This window comes from Paenibacillus sp. WC2504 (assembly GCF_052682475.1).
The window spans coordinates 7,732,192-7,752,006 of the sequence record NZ_JBQZFH010000001.1 but is presented as its reverse complement, the minus strand read 5'-3'; the positions used below and the strand labels follow the sequence as shown (position 1 = coordinate 7,752,006).

The window sequence follows — 19,815 nt, the reverse complement described above, 5'->3', positions numbered from 1 at the left end:
GAACAAAGAAGAGAGGCATGTGACAAAGTTGTCACATGCCTGTGATGCGCATGACCTCATTCGGCTGGGGGAAGATGAGGGTGAACGTGGTGCCAGCGCCCGGCTCCGAGCTCACGGCGATGTGAATCAGCATCGATTCGGCGGCTTTCTTCGCCAAATAGAGGCCCATCCCCGTAGCGGCACTGTCTTGGTGCCAGGCTGTGGAGGTAAAGCCCTTATCGAAGATGCGCGGCAAATCCTTCGGTTCGATCCCGCGGCCGTGGTCGCTGACATCAAGGACCGTCCGTTCGTCGCGGCGGCGCGTCCGGATGATGATATCCGCAGCATGAGGATCACTATACTTCACGGCGTTCGTCACCAGCTGACGCAGAATGAAAGCGAGCCATTTGGCATCGCTCAGCACGTCCGTCACTTCGAAATCAAGATCGAAGCCGATGCCTTTTTGGATGCACCATGTCTGTAGCGTCTTAATTTCTGCATAGGTCAATGATTCCAAATTCACCTGTTCGATATACAGGTCGTTCTCCATGAACGGGAGCCGCTTCTGATGAAGCTGTTTATCCAGGAGAAGGTGAATCCGCAGCCATTCGTAGGTTAAAGCGGTCTTCATCGTCTCATCTTCCAGACGGTCCATCATGAGCCGCATGGCGGTGAGTGGTGTTTTGACTTCGTGAATCCACGCCAGCAAATCGTCCTTCTCCTGTTCTAGTGCAACCTGATGCCTGGACGCAGATTGACGGAGATGCTCGGCCAGATTTATCATGCTGGTCTCTACGACAGACTCCAAGGGACTATCCGCACCCGCTAAGGCGGAGAGATCCAGATTGTTGTCTCGTTCCTCAAGCTGTTTATAGAAACGAGTTTCTTTGTTGTAACGAAAAATGAAAAAGATGAGAAATAACGTTGTCGTTAGAAAGACAATGTAAAGAATAGGGCCAAAGGGGATGGCCTTATCCAAAAAGGCAATAAGCAGAACAAGAGCCTGTGCGGAAATAAAGAAAAGGAGCCAGCTTCTTCTTTCGACGAGATAACGTCTAATCATGGAAATGAGCCTCTTCTGTGGCCATATAACCTTGCCCGACCTTAGTTTCGATAAAACGACCTAACCCCAGCTCGTCCAGTGTTTTCCGAAGTCGATTAACATTGACGGTTAAGGTGTTGTCGCTGACAAACCGCTGGTCGTCCCAGAGGCTGTTAATGATGACGTCCCGGCTAACGATGGTGTTCTTACGTTCGATGAGCAATTTGAGAATGAAGATTTCATTCTTCGTTAATTCGATGGTACCGGTTTCGTTTGTCACCGTATTTTTCTCGTAATCAATCGTAGCACCGCACCAGGTTTTCAATTTGAGAGGCTCCGTGTTGTAGTTATAGACCCGGCGGAGAATTGCATGGATTTTGGCGATAAGCACGTCGAAATGAAACGGCTTCTGAATGAAATCATCGGCGCCAAGCTGCATCGACATCACCATGTCCGTTGGATGATCGCGTGAGGACAAGAAAACGATGGGGACATTGGAGTGAGTTCGAATCATACGGCACCAATGGAACCCGTCAAATTTCGGGAGCTGAATATCAATAATCACGAGATCCGGTTTCAAGGCCGCGAACGTTTCGAGGACCCGGCCAAAATCTGTAATGCCATGCACATCGTAGGACCACTGAGCGAGCCGGTCCTTCACTTCTGTGAAAAGAGTGGCATCGTCTTCGATCAGCAATATTTTAAACATAGGGAATCACCTGCTTGCGACAAATTTCTAACATTCATTGTAATGGATAAAAGAGGGAAGTGCGAATTGGCATCCTCATCGCCACATGCAAAAGAACCTTAATCACCACGAAACGTGGGAATCAAGGTTCTTTTTGTACACTTATTGAGCAGGCGTAGGAGCAGGAACAGGGACTGGAACAGGCTTCGCTTTCTTAGCTTCCTCTGGTAATTGAATATCTATCGGCTGGTTCACATCTTGATAGGTCATAGACATGGTCATATCTACTTGTTCAATCGGAATATTTGGATCTTCACCATATTCAACGATATAATCGCCATCCATGCTGACAGGAAGTTTGGTCTGCTCATCTACCGTAAGTACAGCGGATAAGGAAACGCTCATTCCTGCAATTGCAGGCGAGTTGAGCACCTCTTTGAAAGCATCCTGGCTGCCGCCAAGTCCACTTAATGTTTTGACAATATCGGCGGTGTTGGTTAGCTTTCCTCGAATAGAGACCTTGCGCTGTTTCTGCCCATCCTTCTCAGTCGTGCCAAGATCCTTGTAGAAGAAATATGGCGTTACCAAGGTTTTACTTATATCCATGCTTTTCTTCTGCAGCTCCATCACCTGCTCGAAGGTAAACGGCACTTGTTTGGACATATCAAACCACTCGATGCCGTCATTTGTTGCATTAGGCATCGACATGAAAGTACCTTGACTAACCATGTATTGCTCCATGTTGATCGTTTTCATGACCATATCCGAGCCTGGGGCAACAGTCGTAATGGATTGATGAAGGCCTTGATCCTTATTATAGCTGATGTCCGACTTAACAGTTGTCTGCAGGTTGTTCAGCGGAGATCCCGCATTTGGATGAAGCAGAATATGCATGCCCATCTCCATGTGACCGCGGAACGTTTTCAGATCCGTTGGTGAGGTTGGATCCGCAACGAGCCAGGAGGACACCGAAGGGTCGTTCGCTAGCGCTTTTTTGATGGCTGCTCCTGCTGTGTCTAGGGTAATACCTGCAGTTTGGCCGCTGAAATCAACGCTGTAATCGCTTTTCAAAACAGTGCTCGCCTTACTGTCGGCCAGACCTAGAAATCTCCCCAGAATGAGGGAAGCCTCCGCGGGGCTAACGGCTTGGTCCAGGCGGAATGTGCCGTCTGAATATCCTTGCAGGATTCGGCGTTCACGCATGATACGTACGGTGTTAGCATAGGGAGAATCCGAACTGACGTCGGAAGGCAGGACAGTTTGTTTATTCAAAGGTGTCAGTTTCAGCTCGTCGGTAATTTGTTTAATGAATTGTCCCCGTGTAATAAGTGCGCTATCATCTGCTGCAGCGGCAGAGTCTGATAAAGTTGGGAGGGCTAGTGTCAGTCCCAATGTGGAGAGTAATGACATACGTTGAATAGGATGCATGACGATTCTTCACTCCTTAAAATTTTTATACCATCCTATTAAACCTACCATGATTTTCATGTTATATGCTAGTTTTGGACATCGCGGTTTGATGTGAGGCTGCAAATATCGCATAATGAGTGAAGATAAGAAGGAATGGATAGGAGCGTTCATAGAATGGCTAAGAAAAAAGAGCAAGAGACGGTCAAACGTCTTGCCCCTGATTTTACACTGCCTGCATCGAGTGGCAGCAGCGTGTCGCTGCATGATTATAAAGGTAAAAAGGTAGTTATCTACTTTTACCCGCAAGATAATACGCCGACCTGTACGCAGCAGTCCTGTGATTTCCGCGACTATAACGGCAAGTTCGCCGAACTCGGGGTTGAAGTCATCGGCATTAGTCCTGATGAACTGAACGCCCATCATAAATTTATCGCGAAATATGAGCTGCCTTTCCTGCTGCTTTCTGACAGCGATCACCAGGTGGCTGAAAAGTACGGGGTATGGGCGCTCAAAAAGCTATATGGCCGTGAGTACATGGGCATTGTCCGTTCGACCTTCCTCATTGACGAGGAAGGTTACATCGTGAAGGAATGGAGTAAGGTGCGGATAAAAAACCATGTCCAGTCGGTGCTGGAAGCGGTCGAAGCACTGTAAGAAGAAGGCTGTCGAGAGAGGTTCTCGGCGGCTTTTTTTGAAAGATAAGAATTTATATGTTTTGGGGTTGAGCGAAAGCTCAACCTTTATTTAATTTTGTTGTTAAAATCTAAGTATGGAATCGAATCTACTCAAACAAATATTTTTCGTTGTAAAGACGGCTGTGCAGCAAAGTTGATGGGCTACGTTGCATTACATACAACGTAATGGTGTGGTCAGATCGCGATTGCGGTCTTTCGTTGCACATCATACAACCATTTGTTGCAAAAGGTGAATTGTAAGCGATTTAAATGCAACAATCGTTGTATAAAGTGCAATATAGAGGTGAAATGAGGCCCCTTTACGGCCAAATGGTTGCGCAAAATACAACATAGCTGTCACAGTCGCTGCTATCGCTCCAGCGGTTCTTCCCTGAGGGGAACTACAGGGCCCTATTTCATCGAAATAGGCTCCTCTTAACGTGGAGGGGAACTGACGTCCTCTATTTGTCCGTTTTCTTGAAGAAATCGGGCTAAACAGGTAGGTGGTCAAATAGGGCCCTGCAGTTCCGCTTGAACGCGGAAACGGACTTAATTTGTTAGAATAGCGGCCTGTAGTTCCTCCAAGTGGCTAGCCAGCTTACCTCTCCTATGAGGATGCCCCCTCCGCCAAATGTCTCAGTAACGCTGAATTTTTAGCGGCGTTGGGTGTTCTACACCGCCAAAACTCGCTCCCACTGGGCTCTTAACAAGCTAAACTACGGAGGGAAATTAACTCCTTCCAACGATTCCTTTCTCCTCAACGAGGAACTACAGTCCGCTATTTCATCTAGAAGCAGCCGTTTGCTAGTTGGAGTGGAACTGTGATCCTCTATTTTGCCGATTTTAAGCGAAATACTCGATTTTTCTAAAAAATAAGACCCTGTAGTTCCGTCTAGCCCATGAAAACGGTCGATTACACCGAAATAGATGACTCTAGCTCCATTACAAATCTCTTCAGATACTAGTCCTCCTCCTCGGAAAATTACTGCTAGACAAGAGACATACTCCCCGTCCATCTCCCATATACTCTATCAGGTAGTAAAATGATAGAACAAGCGGAGGGATCATCGCATGCGTTTTCAAGTTCAACATGCAGCCAGTAAACGGAAAAGTATTCAACTCACTATGGTCTTGCTACTACTAGTTTCCCTGTTTCTCTCTGCGGTTCCTGTTAGGGCCACAGAAGGGGATGGAACCTCCGCCAAAGATGAGCAGGAGATTTATCAAAAGCTCAAAACGGGCAAACGCCTACAGCAGGAAGAGAAAAACTATGTAACACCTGAGCAGCCTACGGTTTATTTAACCTTTGATGATGGTCCTAGCAAGTTAACGGGCAAGGTTCTGGATATTTTAGAGAAAGAAGGCGTGAAAGCCACGTTTTTTGCACTGGGCGAACAAGCCAAAGAGTACCCCGATATGGTGAAAAGAATTTTGAAAGACGGACATACCCTCGGCAATCATTCCTATAATCATGTATATAAAGAGCTTTATAGCGATTTTCAAACGTTTTGGGATCAAATTCAACGCAGTGAGGAAATCTTCGCCGACATCGCAGACACCCGCCCGCAATTCGTGCGCGCTCCTGGAGGGACCTATACCAATTTCGATGCCTATTACTACTATTTAATGGATAAAGCGGGTTATACCGTCGTGGACTGGAATGTTGACAGCGGAGATTCGAAGAGAGTTCATGTACCGGCAAATGAGATTTGGCAAACGGTCAAGGATTCACCGCTCGAGCACGAAATGACGGTTCTATTCCATGATGGCACGGGGCATGAATCAACAGTAGAGATCCTGCCTAAAGTGATCGAATATTATAAGAACCTGGGTTATGCTTTCGCACCCCTGACAACTGATGTAAAGCCGAAGCAATTCCAAGTGGGAAAATCCAAGTGGTCAAGAAACATGAGTGCGGCTCATTTTCAACAACTATGGGAGGAAACACAACAATATGCGACCGTACACCAGCATCCGGGCTTGCAGCAAGTCAAGGAGGAGCCTAAGAATACGGATGAGCAGCTAGGGAAGCAAAAGGTGGCAGAAGCAGATGAAGAGTCTCCACTACTCGCTATAAAGCCGACTGTGCCGCTTAAGGTTCACTTTTCTCAGTGGAGCAGTGTTACTTTGGAGCCTGCACAATATCAATTGCGATCGAATCGAATTGAGCTTTCATTGCGTTTTTTAATTGAAAAGTTAGGTGGAAACGTACAGTGGCAGGATATAACGAAGACAGCTAATGCTCACTACGGCATTTACGATATTCAATATGACTTACCGGCGAGAACGATTCGCGCCTATGCTTTGGGAAATAACGTAGCCACCTACTCGCTCGCAGATATGGAACTGCAGGAGGGGACGATGGTCGTGCCCCTGCGTAAAACGGTAGATTCGCTAGGAGGTAGAATTACGGACACGGTGATGGAAGAGGGCAGACGGGAAGTGGCGATGGCCTTCCGACAATTCTTTATCCTGAAAGATAATAATAGTAGTCTAAAAAACTCTCTATTTGCCCTAGCAGGTTAATGTCTAAAAGAGTAGAACACTGGAAAAACTAGAAGCATACCTTTAAGTAAGGAGGCTTCTTGACTATGCAGTCGAAAACACGAATATTCGATCAGCCGCAGCCTCTCGTGGAACGGATGATCCTGAATGTGGAGAAAGTGATTGTTGGCAAAAGAGAGACGATCGAGCAGGCGTTTATCGCGATGTTGAGCGGCGGTCATCTTTTATTGGAAGACGTGCCGGGTGTGGGAAAAACGATGTTAGTGCGCGCTTTGGCAAGAACCATTGGTTGCGAGTTTAAGAGAATACAATGTACGCCGGATTTGCTGCCATCCGATGTGACGGGCGTGTCTGTTTATAATGCGAAGACAGGCGATTTTGAATTTCGCCCCGGACCGTTAATGACGCCGATCGTGTTGGCGGACGAATGCAACAGGACCTCTCCGAAAACACAATCTGCTTTTCTGGAAGCGATGGAAGAGAAGCGGGTCACGGTGGATGGAGTGGGCTATGAACTGCCGAAGCCCTTCGTCTTGCTGGCAACTCAAAATCCCGTAGATTATGAAGGGACTTATGCGCTGCCTGAAGCGCAAATGGATCGCTTCCTGATGAAGCTATCCTTAGGCTATCCGACGCCGGATCAAGAGATTCTGATGCTCGACCGACTCCAGGATCGCCATCCGATCGACCAAGTGAAGCCTGTTATTGTGCAGGATGAATTTGTGCAGTTACAAAGAGAAGCAGCTATGATTCATGTCGATAATACGTTAAAAGATTTCATCGTTCGCCTTGCTTTAGCTACAAGGGAACATACGGATTTGTACCTTGGTGCAAGTCCAAGGGCATCCCACGCGTTGATGCGTGCTGCGCAAACGTCCGCTTATATGAAAGGCAGAACGTTCGTTGTGCCGGATGATATTAAGGATTTGGTGCTGCCTGTTTGGACACACCGGCTTATTCTGACCTCCGAGGCTCGGATGACGGGAAAGTCGGCGGAACGGATATTAGCGGATCTATTAGCTTCCTTGCAAACTCCAGTACTTCGCTATGTTTCGTCGAAGTAGGGGGCACATTCATGAAAAGCTGGGGTAAATCGTCGCTGCTCTTTGTGGGGTGTGTCCTATCGGTTTTGTTGGTTTATTGGCAAGGTGGCTTCGCTGCCTGGTATTTAGGATGCTGCTTGACTTTGATATGGATTCAGGCGGGATTGTTTTATGTCTTTGCGTTCAAAGGGCTGTCGATCAATCGGCAGTTGTCCGGAGAAGTATTTGTGGCGGGTGAAGATATCACGATCAGCCTTGGGATTGCACACCGTGCGCGGATGCCAATGCCTTGGCTGGTCGTCAAAGAAACGTGGGTCCATGAAGGAAGCGGGGCTCAGCTGATCTATAGCAAGCTGCTTTTCCCATGGTTTCAGTCCACGATCCTTTTCCGTTATAAAATTACGGGCCTTATGCGCGGCGTATACCGCTTCGCAGGCTGTGAAGCGGTCACCGGCGATATGTTCGGTTTCGCCGTTCGCCGAACGCGCCGGGACGAGATTCACCGGTGCCTCGTTTATCCGAAGGCGGATACGCTGGGCCGCTCCGGCATGACCTTTCACGCGGACGACGGCGACGTGCCTACCGCCCGTGGTCCTAAAGCGGAGACACCGCTCATCAGCGGTGTCCGTGACTATGCCAGCGGTGACCCGTATCACCGCATTCATTGGAAATCCACAGCCCGGTTGAACCGGCTGATGACCAAGGACCCCGAGCAGGCCGCCTCCGCGAAGCGGATGCTGCTGCTCGACGCGGCGCCTGCGGCGGCTCCAGCTGAAGCGGCTCAGCCGCTGCTGGAGAAGGGCGTCGCCCTCGCGGCAGGCTTCTTCGAAGCCGCCGCTGGCGGGCGCGAGAGCTGCGGCTTTGCCAGCAGCTCGAACGGAAAGCGAATCGCGCCGACGATTCGCCCGGATCTGACGCTCGCGTACGAAGTACTCGCGAGCGTGGGCGGCAAGCCCGCCATGGCCTTTCCTGACCTCGTCAGGAAAGAGGCGGCGGCCTTGCCGCCGGATGCGTCGATGGTGTGTATCACATCGACGCTCGATGTGGCGCTGGTGCGCGCGATCGCGGATGCGCGCACCAGGCGCCGTTCCGTGCACGTGATCTACGTGCACGCCAAGCCCTCCCTCTCGGTCGCTGAGCGAGAGGGGGCTTCGCAGCTGCAAGCCGCAGGCTGCAGCTTCACGGAAGTGCCACACCCGCGGGGTCAGTGGCCGAAGCAAGGAGGTGTCGCGGATGCAACCGCTTGAACCACGGCGCGATTCGCGCATGACCTTTATTCGCCCTTCAGGAGCGATTCCACCAGGTCCCATCTTCCACGCCAGCGCAGTGACCGGCACGGGGACATCATCGCCGCTCCACCAAACCTTTTTCCGAGACATCTTGATCTCTCTCTTGCTGTTCTTACTGATTTCAGAATGGCTCCATCCATTGGCGTGGATGGCAGATACGTCGATTGAAGCCGGCCCGATATTGGTCGTTTTTGCGTTATGCATCGCCATAGATTGCTTTAAAGTTCCTTACACTTGGGGATGGACGGCCAAAGGCGTGTTGATCCTGCTTTTCGTCGGATTTATGTTTGACAGGGAAACCTTTATAACCGGAGCGTGGGTCTTTGACTTGCTTAGAACGATCGTTCAGGATGTCGGTTATCTGATGCAGGCCCATTTTGACCTCATCAGCGGTGAACTCAGGACTTTACTATTTTTGCTGGGCTGGTCGCTGCTTATTTCCGTGATACAGGCGCTCATGCTGCAAAGACAGCACAGCCTATGGTTTGTTGCTGCCACGTTGATTTATTTGGTTGTCCTACAATTGGTATTTGGTGCGGATACCGTGCAAGGCATCATGCGCACAATAGGATATGGATTGCTGCTGTTAGCGCTGCTGAATCTTTCGAGAATCGAGCAAACCTACGGCTTTGCTTCGGTTCGTCCCGGAAGCGCTTTTAGGTGGGTGGCCGTTAGTGCAGCCGTAGTGGGGGTGCTAGCCGCAGCCGCCTGGTATTCGGCCAAGCAGGCCGAGCCGGAAGAGCTGATGAAGCCGGTAAGCTGGGCGTATATGTCCGATCGGTTGTTTGAACTTTACAATGAGGAGACGCATGCCGGTGGAGCTGTGGCCAAATCAGGCTACGGTCAAAATGACACTTCCTTAGGAGGTCCCCTCCAAGTAGACACGACTCCGGTATTCACAGCCAAAACATCAGAGCCTACTTACTGGCGCGGAGAATCCAAAAATTTCTACGACGGCAAAGGCTGGACTCAAACGAATCAAACGCTTGAGCCGTACGCAGCGCCTGTTCAAACAGGTTCAGGAAAGCTTGTAGCACAAGAAGTTTTGTGGAACGACAAGTCGCCGAATAAGCAGTTGTTCTTAGGTGGCAATCTACTGGGTGTGGACTCTCTTCTGACGGAGAAGGGGAAGCCGCTATCACGGGACATCCTGCTCAAGTCTACGCTGAGCGGGAAAGTGGCTTTGCCTGATATTGCAGATCCTTTGTCGTATTACAAAGTAACCGTACAGCCTGTTAGGGAAGATCCGACTTTGCTGAATTCGGATGTCGGTTCTTACCCGCCAGAGATTACGGGCGATTACTTGCAGCTGCCGTCAACGTTGCCGAGATCGGTTCGCAGCATTGCCGAACAAATTACAGCGAACCGGCTTACGCCTTATGCCAAAGCCGTTGCGATTGAGCAGTATTTGAGCCATACCTATACGTACAGCCTTGAGAAGCCGACGACTCCTAGTCGAAGTGAGGACTTTGTCAGTCACTTTTTGTTCGTGGATAAGACCGGTTATTGTGATCATTTTTCAACGTCGATGGTGGTGATGCTGCGCTCTGTCGGTGTGCCAGCCCGCTGGGTCAAAGGTTATGCGCCCGGAACACTGCAATCGACTGACCATGAGGCGGATCAGCTTCAAGAAGTGTTGGTTCGTAACTCGGATGCGCATTCTTGGGTGGAAGTGTATTTCCCATCTATGGGGTGGGTGCCGTTTGAGCCTACGCCGGGATTCTCGGGGATTTCTTCCGACCATCCAAGAGAGACCTTAACGACGGCTGCTATGGAGCAATCTGCGATGACCGCTTCTCTGATGAATATTCCGGTACCTGGGAATTTTACAGCGGCTTCAAGCGAGTGGCTGCAAGCCACGAAACATACAGTCATCGATTATGCCAAAACAAATCGCAACCTTCTCATCATGTTGCTAGGAGGCCTCATCGTGCTGGCGGCTATTGTCCTCTTGCTGAAGCGAAAAGGTTTCTTGCTTAACGGAGCGCTCGTTCCATTTTACAAACACAGCTTAAATCATCCGCATCCCCTGATTCCTTATATGGATCGTTTGTGGCTCCAATTATTCCGCAAATATGGCGGAAAGCCTAAGGACCAAACCGTGAGAGACTATGTCACCTCTTTGAGTTTCAAGCATCAAGGTCAAAAGCAAGCGCTGCTTAAATTCGCTTTAATCTATGAAAGCATCCGCTATGATGCCGTCAATTCTTCGCATTATACGAAGCGGGAAATTGTGGCAATATGGAAAGCCATTCAAAAGACACATTAAACCCCTTTACATCCTAGGTACCTAATGTTTAAAATTAGTACCTATAAATAGCGGTAAGCGGACAAGGATACCCCTGACACCTCAACCGCTATGAAATTAGGAGGTCGGATAATGAGTAAACCGAGTGAAATGATCGTCGTTTTAGATTTTGGAGGCCAGTACAACCAACTGATTGCTAGACGAATCCGTGATTTGGGCGTGTACAGCGAGCTGCTGCCGTTCAATACAACGGTTGAGAAAATTCGCGAGCTTCAGCCAAAGGGTATTGTGTTCTCTGGCGGTCCATCCAGCGTATACGGTGAGGGAGCACCAGCTGTTGATCCGCAAATCTTCGATTTGGGGATTCCGATTTTGGGGATTTGCTACGGCATGCAGCTAATTGCTCATCAATTGAACGGTAAAGTTGAACGCGCACATACGCGTGAATATGGCAAGGCAGATCTTTCGTTTACGAATGAAAGCCCGCTGGTGAAAGGCTTGGAAGCGAAACAAACGGTATGGATGAGCCATGGTGATCATGTATCCGTTCTTCCTGAAGGTTTCGTCATCGAAGCGAGCACGGATTCCCTTGAAATTGCCGCAATGAGCCATCGTGAGCGTAATATTCATGCGGTACAGTTCCATCCGGAAGTTCGTCACTCCCTTCAAGGGAACGAAATGATCCATAACTTCATTTACGGCGTTTGCGGTTGTGAAGGTGATTGGACGATGTCCTCCTTTGTTGAGGATATGGTAAAAGAACTTCGTCAAGAAGTCGGCGACAAGAAAGTCCTTTGCGCGCTTAGCGGCGGGGTGGATTCATCGGTTGTTGCGATTCTTTTGCATAAAGCGATTGGTTCACAATTGACTTGTATGTTCATTGACCATGGCTTGCTGCGCCAAGGCGAGGCAGAAAGCGTTATGGATACATTTGTTGGCAAATTCGATATGCAAGTGGTCAAAATCGATGCGCGTGAACGTTTCCTCGGCAAATTGGCCGGCGTAGCTGATCCGGAGCAAAAACGTAAAATTATCGGTACGGAATTTATCCGCGTGTTCGAAGAAGAGTCCAGCAAATTCGATGACTTTACATTCCTGGCACAAGGTACGCTTTATACGGATATCGTAGAAAGTGGTACAGCTACAGCGCATACGATTAAATCGCATCACAATGTAGGCGGACTACCGAAAGATATGAAGTTCAAGCTAATCGAGCCGCTCAAAACTTTGTTTAAAGACGAAGTGCGCAAAGTGGGCGAAGAGTGCGGTCTTCCTGCTGCAATCGTATGGAGACAACCATTCCCAGGTCCTGGTCTGGCTATTCGTGTTCTTGGCGAAGTCACAGAGGACAAGCTGAAAATTGTTCGTGAATCCGACGCCATCCTGCGCGATGAAATCGCGAAAGCAGGCTTGGATCGCGAGATCTGGCAATATTTCACGGCTCTTCCGGGCATGAAAAGCGTTGGGGTTATGGGAGACGCTAGAACGTACTCCTACACTGTAGGCATTCGTGCAGTTACTTCCATCGACGGCATGACAGCCGACTGGGCGCGTATTCCATGGGATGTGCTGGAGAAAATCTCCGTTCGTATCGTGAACGAAGTTGAGAATGTAAACCGTATTGTCTACGACATTACGTCCAAACCGCCTGCTACAATTGAGTGGGAATAGATAATATTGAAAAGACGAACGTTCTGGGAAAATTTAACCCTGGAATGTTCGTCTTTTTTATTGACAAAGGGTTATTTCCGCACTAAAATGTGAAATGGATAACAGTTTTTCGTATAATCTTGGGGATTGGCCCGAGAGTTTCTACGAGATCACCGCAAATGATCTGGCTACGAAAAAAAGGACGGAATCTGTGTGAGTTACTATGACTTTTTGTGCTATGCATAGAAGGGGCAACTCTCATAGGGAAGCTCCTTTTTCGTACCCGGAATCAGGCAACATGATTCCGGGTTTTTTGCTGTTCCCCACCATTCGTTTTAGGAGGAGTAGGAAAAATGGATCGCTTTTTCAAATTGAAACAAAACGGCACGAGCGTAAGAACAGAAATCATGGCGGGGATTACAACCTTCATGACGATGGCTTACATCCTTGCAGTCAACCCAGACGTGCTGAGTGCTTTTAAATCGGGAGCTACCGGCGGTGACTGGACTTCGATTTTCTTGGCTACGGCGATTGCTGCCGGTGTTATGACGATTGCTATGGGGTTATTCGTTAACTTTCCTGTTGCGCTTGCGCCGGGAATGGGCTTGAACGCTTATTTTGCAACGATTATCTTGACATCACAAGGTAAGTTTACGTTTTCAATGGGGTTAACCGCCGTGTTTATTTCGGGGATCATCTTTATCATTTTAACCGTGACCCGAATTCGTCAGATCCTCCTTGTCGCTGTTCCAGATGGCCTGAAGCATGCGATTACGGTAGGAATCGGCTTGTTTATCGCGATGATCGGTTTCAAAAACAGCGGTATTCTTACTGTCGCAGTAGAAAGCGGCAAAGATATCAAAGCTCATCAATTTACAGACGTTCTTTCATTTGAAACAGTGTTTCATATGGGTTCATTAGAAGATAAAAGCGTTATTCTAACGATTATCGGTGTTCTGCTGATTTCCATTTTTATGGTGCTGCGCATTCGCGGTGCGATCTTGTTCGGTATCTTGGCCACTACAGTTATCGGCTACTTCATGGGGATGGTTAATCTCGGTACCTTGACAAGTGCAGATACGACATGGGTTCCGGATTTAAGCAAGCTTCGATTCGGTGATTTTGATTTTGCAGGGATTATGACAACGGGGATTGTTTCCGTTATTGCTACATTTACATTCGTTGAATTGTTTGATACATTCGGCACAATGGTTGGAACAGCGAGTCGCGCTGGAATTATGAAGAACAAAGAAGAAGGCAACAAGCGTGTAGGGAAAGCGATGTTTGTAGATGCAATCGGTGTTAGCGGTGGTGCATTAGTTGGAACGAGTACGGTCACTGTATTTGTAGAAAGCGCAGCAGGTGTAGCAGAGGGTGGACGTACTGGTTTGACCGCCGTAACTACGGGCGTATGTTTCTTGCTTGCTCTGTTCCTTGCTCCAATTGCGATGTTGATTCCTGGTTCCGCTACGGCGGCTGCTTTGATCGTTGTTGGTGTTCTGATGGTGCAATCGATTCGTGAGATTGATTTCCAAGACTTCGTTATTGCTATTCCAGCGTTCCTTACTATTGTATTGATGCCTTTCACTTACAATATTGCGAATGGGATTTCCTTTGGTATTGTTACTTATGTGGTATTGGCAGCAGCAGCGAATTTGGGTGGTAAAAGTGAGAAGCGTTATTCCATTCACTGGCTTATGTGGGTATTGGCGATTCTTGTTCTAGCTCGTTACATCTTTATAGGAAGTCAAGGTTAAAAAACTTTAAGCTCTGGTGCATGATGTGCCGGGGCTTTTTTTTGTTACCATATTTTACAATTGGCAAAGGACTTGCAATGCCTTTGCGTATTTGTTATATTACTTCTTGTCGCTTCGGCGGTCGAACGAAAGAACGAAAGTAACTGAAAAAAAGTTCTTGCAATCGAATAGGCTGATGTGGTATATTGATCAGGTCGCTTTTGAAGGCGATGGATGAATAAGGAAGTCATTGATCTTTGAAAACTGAACAACGAGTGAGTAAGCACAGTCGAGTAATCGACTATAAATGAGATGAATAATCTCGCTAGCAAGTCAATGAGTACAATTAAGCTTTTCTATTATGGAGAGTTTGATCCTGGCTCAGGACGAACGCTGGCGGCGTGCCTAATACATGCAAGTCGAGCGGAGCACTTCGGTGCTTAGCGGCGGACGGGTGAGTAACACGTAGGCAACCTGCCTATAAGACTGGGATAACTATCGGAAACGATAGCTAAGACCGGATAACTGGTTTTCTCGCATGAGAGAATCATGAAACACGGAGCAATCTGTGGCTTATAGATGGGCCTGCGGCGCATTAGCTAGTTGGTAGGGTAACGGCCTACCAAGGCGACGATGCGTAGCCGACCTGAGAGGGTGAACGGCCACACTGGGACTGAGACACGGCCCAGACTCCTACGGGAGGCAGCAGTAGGGAATCTTCCGCAATGGACGCAAGTCTGACGGAGCAACGCCGCGTGAGTGATGAAGGTTTTCGGATCGTAAAGCTCTGTTGCCCTAGACGAACAGCAAGGCGAGTAACTGCGCTTTGTGTGACGGTATAGGAGAAGAAAGCCCCGGCTAACTACGTGCCAGCAGCCGCGGTAATACGTAGGGGGCAAGCGTTGTCCGGAATTATTGGGCGTAAAGCGCGCGCAGGCGGTTAATTAAGTTGGGTGTTTAAGCCCGGGGCTCAACCCCGGTTCGCATCCAAAACTGGTTGACTTGAGTGTAGGAGAGGAAAGTGGAATTCCACGTGTAGCGGTGAAATGCGTAGAGATGTGGAGGAACACCAGTGGCGAAGGCGACTTTCTGGCCTATAACTGACGCTGAGGCGCGAAAGCGTGGGGAGCAAACAGGATTAGATACCCTGGTAGTCCACGCCGTAAACGATGCATACTAGGTGTTGGGGATTCGATTCCTCGGTGCCGAAGTTAACACAGTAAGTATGCCGCCTGGGGAGTACGCTCGCAAGAGTGAAACTCAAAGGAATTGACGGGGACCCGCACAAGCAGTGGAGTATGTGGTTTAATTCGAAGCAACGCGAAGAACCTTACCAGGTCTTGACATCCCTCTGCAAGCTCTAGAGATAGAGCCCTCCTTCGGGACAGAGGAGACAGGTGGTGCATGGTTGTCGTCAGCTCGTGTCGTGAGATGTTGGGTTAAGTCCCGCAACGAGCGCAACCCTTGATCTTAGTTGCCAGCACTTCGGGTGGGCACTCTAAGATGACTGCCGGTGACAAACCGGAGGAAGGTGGGGATGACGTCAAATCATCATGCCCCTTATGACCTGGGCTACACACGTACTACAATGGTCGGTACAACGGGAAGCGAAGCCGCGAGGTGGAGCCAATCCTTATAAGCCGATCTCAGTTCGGATTGCAGGCTGCAACTCGCCTGCATGAAGTCGGAATTGCTAGTAATCGCGGATCAGCATGCCGCGGTGAATACGTTCCCGGGTCTTGTACACACCGCCCGTCACACCACGAGAGTTTACAACACCCGAAGTCGGTGGGGTAACCCGCAAGGGAGCCAGCCGCCGAAGGTGGGGTAGATGATTGGGGTGAAGTCGTAACAAGGTAGCCGTATCGGAAGGTGCGGCTGGATCACCTCCTTTCTATGGAGACTCGGTCTTGATAAGACCAGTCAAGTGCGCAAGCACACAACGTTTACTCACTCGTGTTCAGTTTTGAAAGAGCAATCTTTCAAAATTAGTTGACAACCAACATCGCTTTGCGTATGTAATGGTTGCAACATTGTTCCTTGAAAACTAGATAACGAAACAAAACGTAAAGTAAGAACTTAGGTAGTGTAACCTTCGGGTTGCACGAAAATCTTTAAATGTAATTTCTAGGTTAAGCTAGAAAGAGCACACGGAGGATGCCTAGGCACTAGGAGCCGAAGAAGGACGTGGCGAACGACGAAATGCCTCGGGGAGCCGTAAGCAGGCTTTGATCCGGGGATGTCCGAATGGGGGAACCCAGCTGTGGTAATGCGCAGTTACTCATTACTGAATACATAGGTAATGCAGAGGCAGACCCAGGGAACTGAAACATCTAAGTACCTGGAGGAAAAGAAAACAAAAGTGATTCCGTCAGTAGCGGCGAGCGAAAGCGGAATAGCCCAAACCAAGGAGCTTGCTCCTTGGGGTTGTAGGACCTCATCATGGGGTTAGTTTGGTAGGCGAAGTGATCTGGAAAGGTCCGGCATAGAAGGTAAAAGCCCTGTAGCCAAAATCAAACGAATCTCCTAGAGGTATCCTGAGTACGGCGGGTCACGTGAAACCCCGTCGGAATCCGGCAGGACCATCTGCCAAGGCTAAATACTCCCTAGTGACCGATAGTGAAGCAGTACCGTGAGGGAAAGGTGAAAAGCACCGCGGAAGCGGAGTGAAAAAGAACCTGAAACCGTGTGCTTACAAAAAGTCAGAGCACTCTTTATGTGTGATGGCGTGCCTTTTGTAGAATGAACCGGCGAGTTACGTTCCCGTGCGAGGTTAAGTCGAAGAGACGGAGCCGCAGCGAAAGCGAGTCTGAATAGGGCGCTTTAGTACGTGGACGTAGACCCGAAACCGTGTGATCTACCCCTGTCCAGGGTGAAGGTGAGGTAACACTCACTGGAGGCCCGAACCCACGAATGTTGAAAAATTCGGGGATGAGGTGGGGGTAGCGGAGAAATTCCAATCGAACTCGGAGATAGCTGGTTCTCCCCGAAATAGCTTTAGGGCTAGCCTCGGATGTGGAGTTGTGGAGGTAAAGCACTGATTGGGTGCGGGGCCCGCCAAGGGTTACCAAGTCCAGTCAAACTCTGAATGCCACAAACTTAAATCCGGGAGTCAGACAGTGAGTGCTAAGATCCATTGTCAAAAGGGAAACAGCCCAGACCATCAGCTAAGGTCCCCAAGTGTGTGTTAAGTGGGAAAGGATGTGGAGTTGCACAGACAACCAGGATGTTGGCTTAGAAGCAGCCACCATTGAAAGAGTGCGTAATAGCTCACTGGTCGAGTGACTCTGCGCCGAAAATGTAACGGGGCTAAACACGCCACCGAAGCTATGGCTTGCACGTATGTGCATGGGTAGGGGAGCGTTGTATGTACGTTGAATTCTGACCGTAAGGACAGGTGGAGCGCATACAAGTGAGAATGCCGGTATAAGTAACGAAAAGATCAGTGAGAATCTGATCCGCCGAAAACCTAAGGGTTCCTGAGGAAGGCTCGTCCGCTCAGGGTAAGTCGGGACCTAAGGCGAGGCCGAAAGGCGTAGTCGATGGACAACAGGTGGAAATTCCTGTACCACCGTAGCCGTTATGAGCAATGGAGTGACGCAGAAGGATAGTGACGCGAGCTGATGGATGCTCGTCCAAGCAGTGAGGCTGGTTAGTAGGCAAATCCGCTAACCGTAAGGCTGGGCTGTGATGGGGAGGGAAATTTTAAGTACCGAAGGTCATGATTTCACACTGCCAAGAAAAGCTTCTAGCCAGGCGAAGGTGCCCGTACCGCAAACCGACACAGGTGGGTGAGAAGAGAATTCTAAGGCGCGCGGAAGAACTCTCGTTAAGGAACTCGGCAAAATGACCCCGTAACTTCGGGAGAAGGGGTGCCTCGGTAGGGTGAATAGCCCGAGGGGGCCGCAGTGAAAAGGCCCAAGCGACTGTTTAGCAAAAACACAGGTCTGTGCGAAGCCGCAAGGCGAAGTATACGGGCTGACGCCTGCCCGGTGCTGGAAGGTTAAGAGGAGTGGTTAGGGGGCAACCCCGAAGCTATGAATTGAAGCCCCAGTAAACGGCGGCCGTAACTATAACGGTCCTAAGGTAGCGAAATTCCTTGTCAGGTAAATTCTGACCCGCACGAATGGCGTAACGACTTGGGCGCTGTCTCAACGAGAGATCCGGTGAAATTTTAATACCTGTGAAGATGCAGGTTACCCGCGACAAGACGGAAAGACCCCATGGAGCTTTACTGCAGCTTGATATTGGACTTTGGTACGATCTGTACAGGATAGGTGGGAGCCTTTGAAGCCTGAGCGCCAGCTTGGGTGGAGGCGCCGTTGGGATACCACCCTGATCGTATCGGAGTTCTAACCTGGTACCGTGATCCGGTATGGGGACAGTGTCAGGTGGGCAGTTTGACTGGGGCGGTCGCCTCCTAAAATGTAACGGAGGCGTTTAAAGGTTCCCTCAGAATGGTTGGAAATCATTCGCAGAGTGCAAAGGCATAAGGGAGCTTGACTGCGAGACCTACAAGTCGAGCAGGGACGAAAGTCGGACTTAGTGATCCGGTGGTACCGAATGGAAGGGCCATCGCTCAACGGATAAAAGCTACCCTGGGGATAACAGGCTTATCTCCCCCAAGAGTCCACATCGACGGGGAGGTTTGGCACCTCGATGTCGGCTCATCGCATCCTGGGGCTGAAGTAGGTCCCAAGGGTTGGGCTGTTCGCCCATTAAAGCGGTACGCGAGCTGGGTTCAGAACGTCGTGAGACAGTTCGGTCCCTATCTGTCGCGGGCGTAGGAAATTTGAGAGGAGCTGTCCTTAGTACGAGAGGACCGGGATGGACGTACCGCTGGTGTACCAGTTGTCTCGCCAGAGGCACCGCTGGGTAGCTATGTACGGAGGGGATAAGCGCTGAAAGCATCTAAGCGCGAAGCCCCCCTCAAGATGAGATTTCCCAGTATGTAAGACCCCTTGTAGACGACGAGGTTGATAGGTTCGAGGTGGAAGTGCGGCAACGTATGCAGCTGACGAATACTAATCGGTCGAGGGCTTAACCAATAAAACTAAGGTTTCATCTTTACGCAAGTTTCGTATCTAGTTTTCAAGGCGCAAATCACGCTTTGACTGTTTGGTGATGATGGCGGAGGGGACCCACGCGTTCCCATCTCGAACACGACCGTTAAGCCCTCCAGCGTCGATGGTACTTGAACCGCAGGGTTCTGGGAGAGTAGAACGTTGCCAAGCACAATTAAAAACCTTACAAGGAGAAATCCTCGTAAGGTTTTTTTGTTTGTTGTTTACACCCTTTACCGTGAGCCCATACATAGCTCAACTGTAAAAAGTACAGTAAAATTAACGCAGCTCCCCGCATTTTAAACGAATAGCTGTATTTTCTACAGCAAATTTAAGCGAATGACCCGGAATAACCGGTTTCTCCTGAAATTAGCTGCATCTTTTACATTTAAGTTAGCTATATGGACGAAGAAGAGGGCAATTATCTGCACTTTTTGCAGTAAGTTGGATGAACGAGAGACATAAAGAGCATCATTGCCTCGTTATGT

Annotated in this window: 10 protein-coding genes, 3 rRNA genes and 1 riboswitch; of the genes, 10 read left to right on the top strand and 3 right to left on the bottom strand. The window is 49.3% G+C overall.

What is annotated here, in order from left to right; genetic code table 11:
• Positions 1-31 precede the first annotated feature (31 nt).
• The 3 genes from ACUN27_RS35365 to ACUN27_RS35355 form a co-directional block, all read right to left on the bottom strand.
• Entirely contained in the window at positions 32-1,042 is a 1,011-nt protein-coding gene (locus tag ACUN27_RS35365; protein ID WP_315954898.1) for a sensor histidine kinase, read from the bottom strand.
• The gene (locus tag ACUN27_RS35360; protein WP_326063277.1) at positions 1,035-1,730 is read right to left on the bottom strand and encodes a response regulator transcription factor; all 696 of its coding nucleotides are present in this window, start codon (positions 1,728-1,730) and stop codon (positions 1,035-1,037) included. The genes ACUN27_RS35365 and ACUN27_RS35360 overlap by 8 nt, the downstream gene beginning before the upstream one ends.
• A gap of 141 nt (positions 1,731-1,871) precedes the next feature.
• On the bottom strand, positions 1,872-3,137 hold the full coding sequence (locus tag ACUN27_RS35355) for an S-layer homology domain-containing protein (protein WP_326063276.1): 1,266 nt from the start codon (positions 3,135-3,137) through the stop codon (positions 1,872-1,874).
• 156 nt (positions 3,138-3,293) lie between these two features.
• Here ACUN27_RS35355 and bcp point away from each other — a divergent pair, with 156 nt between their 5' ends.
• The 10 genes from bcp (at position 3,294) to rrf (ending at position 19,498) form a co-directional block, all read left to right on the top strand.
• The gene (gene bcp / locus ACUN27_RS35350; RefSeq protein WP_315954895.1) at positions 3,294-3,773 is read left to right on the top strand and encodes a thioredoxin-dependent thiol peroxidase; all 480 of its coding nucleotides are present in this window, start codon (positions 3,294-3,296) and stop codon (positions 3,771-3,773) included.
• Positions 3,774-4,864: 1,091 nt separating this feature from the next.
• The gene (locus ACUN27_RS35345; protein WP_315954894.1) at positions 4,865-6,319 is read left to right on the top strand and encodes a polysaccharide deacetylase; all 1,455 of its coding nucleotides are present in this window, start codon (positions 4,865-4,867) and stop codon (positions 6,317-6,319) included.
• A 65-nt stretch (positions 6,320-6,384) separates the two neighbouring features.
• Positions 6,385-7,362 carry an AAA family ATPase gene (locus ACUN27_RS35340; RefSeq protein WP_127458692.1) on the top strand — a complete coding sequence of 326 codons (978 nt, stop codon included), beginning with the start codon at positions 6,385-6,387 and terminating at the stop codon, positions 7,360-7,362.
• 11 nt (positions 7,363-7,373) lie between these two features.
• A complete protein-coding gene (locus ACUN27_RS35335; protein ID WP_326062132.1) occupies positions 7,374-8,588 on the top strand; it encodes a DUF58 domain-containing protein in 1,215 nt (404 codons plus the stop codon).
• The gene (locus tag ACUN27_RS35330) at positions 8,575-10,899 is read left to right on the top strand and encodes a transglutaminase-like domain-containing protein (protein ID WP_445560500.1); all 2,325 of its coding nucleotides are present in this window, start codon (positions 8,575-8,577) and stop codon (positions 10,897-10,899) included. Before ACUN27_RS35335 ends, ACUN27_RS35330 begins: the two co-directional genes overlap by 14 nt.
• Positions 10,900-11,010: 111 nt before the next feature.
• On the top strand, positions 11,011-12,549 hold the full coding sequence (gene guaA, locus ACUN27_RS35325) for a glutamine-hydrolyzing GMP synthase (protein WP_315954890.1): 1,539 nt from the start codon (positions 11,011-11,013) through the stop codon (positions 12,547-12,549).
• A gap of 89 nt (positions 12,550-12,638) precedes the next feature.
• Positions 12,639-12,739: riboswitch (purine riboswitch) on the top strand.
• Between the two features lie 142 nt (positions 12,740-12,881).
• Positions 12,882-14,285 (top strand): NCS2 family permease, encoded by a 1,404-nt coding sequence (locus tag ACUN27_RS35320; protein WP_326062130.1) that lies wholly within the window; start codon positions 12,882-12,884, stop codon positions 14,283-14,285.
• A 337-nt stretch (positions 14,286-14,622) separates the two neighbouring features.
• Positions 14,623-16,158, top strand: a 16S ribosomal RNA gene (locus ACUN27_RS35315).
• A gap of 236 nt (positions 16,159-16,394) precedes the next feature.
• Positions 16,395-19,312: ribosomal RNA gene (locus ACUN27_RS35310) — 23S ribosomal RNA — on the top strand.
• A gap of 69 nt (positions 19,313-19,381) precedes the next feature.
• Positions 19,382-19,498, top strand: a 5S ribosomal RNA gene (gene rrf / locus ACUN27_RS35305).
• The 16S, 23S and 5S rRNA genes sit together here, the layout of an rRNA operon.
• Positions 19,499-19,815 lie beyond the last annotated feature (317 nt).

What these genes read in the sequence shown, in the direction of transcription:
- ACUN27_RS35365 (WP_315954898.1), bottom strand. Translation starts at nt 1,042, where the DNA reads ATGATTAGACGTTATCTCGTCGAAAGAAGAAGCTGGCTCCTTTTCTTT.
- ACUN27_RS35360 (WP_326063277.1), bottom strand. Translation starts at nt 1,730, where the DNA reads ATGTTTAAAATATTGCTGATCGAAGACGATGCCACTCTTTTCACAGAA.
- ACUN27_RS35355 (WP_326063276.1), bottom strand. Translation starts at nt 3,137, where the DNA reads ATGCATCCTATTCAACGTATGTCATTACTCTCCACATTGGGACTGACA.
- bcp (WP_315954895.1), top strand. Translation starts at nt 3,294, where the DNA reads ATGGCTAAGAAAAAAGAGCAAGAGACGGTCAAACGTCTTGCCCCTGAT.
- ACUN27_RS35345 (WP_315954894.1), top strand. Translation starts at nt 4,865, where the DNA reads ATGCGTTTTCAAGTTCAACATGCAGCCAGTAAACGGAAAAGTATTCAA.
- ACUN27_RS35340 (WP_127458692.1), top strand. Translation starts at nt 6,385, where the DNA reads ATGCAGTCGAAAACACGAATATTCGATCAGCCGCAGCCTCTCGTGGAA.
- ACUN27_RS35335 (WP_326062132.1), top strand. Translation starts at nt 7,374, where the DNA reads ATGAAAAGCTGGGGTAAATCGTCGCTGCTCTTTGTGGGGTGTGTCCTA.
- ACUN27_RS35330 (WP_445560500.1), top strand. Translation starts at nt 8,575, where the DNA reads ATGCAACCGCTTGAACCACGGCGCGATTCGCGCATGACCTTTATTCGC.
- guaA (WP_315954890.1), top strand. Translation starts at nt 11,011, where the DNA reads ATGAGTAAACCGAGTGAAATGATCGTCGTTTTAGATTTTGGAGGCCAG.
- ACUN27_RS35320 (WP_326062130.1), top strand. Translation starts at nt 12,882, where the DNA reads ATGGATCGCTTTTTCAAATTGAAACAAAACGGCACGAGCGTAAGAACA.